At 77.8% G+C, this 2,766-nt stretch carries 3 protein-coding genes; 2 read left to right on the top strand and 1 reads right to left on the bottom strand.

Annotated features, from left to right (window positions below; translation table 11 throughout):
• The first annotated feature begins 139 nt into the window (after positions 1 to 139).
• Complete coding sequence (locus E1264_RS41790) at positions 140 to 1,084, top strand: bifunctional adenosylcobinamide kinase/adenosylcobinamide-phosphate guanylyltransferase (protein ID WP_132182995.1); 945 nt, start codon at positions 140 to 142, stop codon at positions 1,082 to 1,084.
• Entirely contained in the window at positions 1,081 to 1,839 is a 759-nt protein-coding gene (locus E1264_RS41785; RefSeq protein ID WP_132182993.1) for an adenosylcobinamide-GDP ribazoletransferase, read from the top strand. The genes E1264_RS41790 and E1264_RS41785 overlap by 4 nt, the downstream gene beginning before the upstream one ends.
• Here the strand turns inward: E1264_RS41785 and E1264_RS41780 are convergent.
• Positions 1,823 to 2,766, bottom strand: a 944-nt coding sequence (locus E1264_RS41780) for a HEAT repeat domain-containing protein (protein ID WP_207936974.1), incomplete at its 5' end; no start/stop codon positions are given. The genes E1264_RS41785 and E1264_RS41780 overlap by 17 nt on opposite strands.

The following is a 2,766-nucleotide window of genomic DNA, read 5'->3' as shown; positions in this document are numbered from 1 at the left end:
GGCCGTACGGCGGCTGCGCGCCGGGGGGCGGCTGCGCACCCTGGCCCGGCCACGGCGCGTTCGGGGGGTAGCCCACCTAGACCTCCTGACCTGACGTCGTGCTCTTCTCCGTGAGCGTAACCGTAGAGTTCCGAACAAGATGGACATCGAACTTCGCGGCACCGCCGCTCCGGGCGGCTGGCCCGTCCCCGGGTGCCGGTGCGCGTCCTGCAACCGGCTGCGCGCCGCCGGGATCCGGCACGAGCCGGTCGGTGCCCTCATCGACGGGGTGCCGCTGGAGGACTGTGCGCGGACGGACGTCCCCGGCGGTTTCGAGGTGCACGGCCCTCGCGGCGGGCGGGCCCTGGTCGCATCCGGAGCGGGAACGAGGCCGGAGCCGACGCGCGGGGTGGAGTACGACGCCGTCCTGCTGGATCTGGCCGGTTCCCCCGAGCATCTGGGCTATCTGCGCCATGCCGGTGCGGTGTCGGCCGAGACGGAGGTCGTGGCGATCCACGTGGACCACCGTCTCCCGTCGCCGGGCGAGCTTGAGCGCCGCATGGCGTTCTGGAACCGCCCTCATCACGGCCCGCACCGGACGCTGCTGCTCGGTGGGGCGCGGTCGGGCAAGTCTGTTGAGGCTGAGCTTCGACTGGCCGCCTGCCCCGATGTTGTCTATGTCGCGACCGGACCGGTGCGCGACGACGACCCCGAATGGGCGGAACGCATCGGCGCCCATCGGCTCCGGCGCCCGTCATGGTGGCGCACCGTCGAGACGACCGATCTCGTCGGCGTCCTCAAGCAGGAGGCAGGGGCGGTTCTCGTGGACGGCATCGGCACATGGCTCACCGCAGTGATGGACGAAGCCGCCGCATGGGACGACCCCTCCCTCGCACAGCCGCACCTGGACGACCTCGTGTCGGCGTGGCGCGGCACGGAGGCGCGGGTGGTCGCGGTGAGCGACGAGGTCGGCCTGTCGCTCGTCCCCACGACCGTGTCCGGGCGGGCGTTCCGCGACGTGCTGGGCGGCCTCAACCAGCGGCTCGCGGCCGAGTCGGAGGAGGCGGCGCTGGTCGTCGCGGGGCGCGTGCTGGAGCTCGGATGATCGCCGGGCTGCGGCTGGCGGTCACGCTGCTCACCGTCGTCCCGGTGGGGTCGGAGCGGGTCGACCGGGGCACGGCGCGGGCGGCGATGCTGCTGGCGCCGTCCACCGGGCTGATCGTGGGCGGCGCGGCGGCGCTCGTCCTGCTGGCGGGCGATCTGCTCGGCCTGCCCGGCCTGGTCGCGGCGGCGCTCGCGGTCGCCGCCATGGCGGCGATCACCCGGGCGCTGCATCTGGACGGCCTCGCGGACCTCGCGGACGGCCTCGGCAGCGGCCGTCCCGCCGCCGAGGCCCTGACGATCATGAAGCGGTCCGACATCGGGCCGTTCGGCGTCGTCGCCCTGCTGCTGACGCTGCTGATCCAGGTCTCGGCGCTGGCGGCGGCTCCGGACCCGGCCGTCGCGGTGCTCGTCGCGGCCGTCGCGGGCCGCCTCGCCCTCCCCTGGGCGTGCCGCACCGGCGTCCCGGCCGCGCGCCCGGACGGTCTCGGGGCGCTGGTCGCGGACGCCGTACCGGTCCGGGCGGCGCTGGTGGCCACGGCGGTCGTCGTGGTGGCGGCGGCGGCGGCCGGGGCGGGCGCCGGCGGCCTCGGCGGCGCGCTGCACGCCGTGGCGGCCGTGATCGCCGCGCTGGCCGCCGCGCTCCTGCTGCTCCGCCACGCCGTGCGCAGGCTGGGCGGGGTGACCGGCGACGTGTTCGGCGCGCTCGTCGAGACCGCCACGACGGCCGCGCTGATCGCCCTTACGGCGCTGCGGTGAGGGCGCGGCGGGCGTAGGCGCGGACGTCGGCGTCCGGGTCGTCCTGGGCCCGGCTCAGCGCGTCCCGCACCTCCGGGACGTCGCGGAAGGCGGCGAGCGAGATCGCGGCGGCCTTGCGGACGTCGAGGTGCGGGTCGTCCAGGGCCTTGGCGAGCGGGCCGGGCGCGACGTCGGCGGACGCGGCGGCCAGGCCCCGCGCGGCGCCCGTCCGGACCTGCCAGGCCGGGTCGTGCAGGGCGCCGATGGCGGTGAGGTCGAGGGGGTGCGGGCAGCCGATGCCCGCCAGGGCCTCGAAGGCCGCCGCCCTGACGAGGGCGTCCGCGTCGCCGGTGAGGCCGCCGAGCGTTCCGGCCGCCGCCGGGTCGCCGATCGTGCCGAGACCGTGCGCCACCGCGACCCTGACCTCGCGGGACGGGTCGTGCGCGGCGCGCGCGACCTCGTCCGCGGCGTCGTGGGCCACCAGTCCCCGGACGGCCTGGCGCCGGACGCGGTGGTCGGCGTCGCCGAGCGCGTCCCCGAACACGGCCGGGGAGCCGAGCCGGAGGGCGCGCAGCACGTCCACGACGGCGGCGCGGACGATCGCGTCCTCGCTGCGGAGGGCGGGCGCGAGCCCGTCCCGGACGGCGGGCGTCGCGGGCAGCACCTCGACCAGCTCGCGGAGCGCGGTCGCGGCGGCGCGGCGGACGGAGCCGTGCGCGTCGGCGAGCGCGGTCGCGAGCGCGCCCGCGGCGCCGTCCGGCGCGACCTCGGTCAGCGTCGCGACGGCCGCGCGCCGCACCTTCGGGTCGGGGTCGGCGAGGTAGGGGGCGATGGCGTCCACGGACGGGCCCGTCTCGGCGAGCTCCTGGAGTTCGAGCAGGCCCGGCGAGCGCCCGATCGCCCGCGCCGGACGCGCCGGGCTCGCCGCCCGGGCGGGGGCCGCGGGGG

The sequence above is a fragment of the Actinomadura sp. KC216 genome, assembly GCF_004348535.1.
Taxonomy (GTDB): domain Bacteria; phylum Actinomycetota; class Actinomycetes; order Streptosporangiales; family Streptosporangiaceae; genus Spirillospora.
The sequence above is the reverse complement of the archived record's forward strand: the minus strand, read 5'-3'. Positions and strand labels throughout refer to the sequence as shown.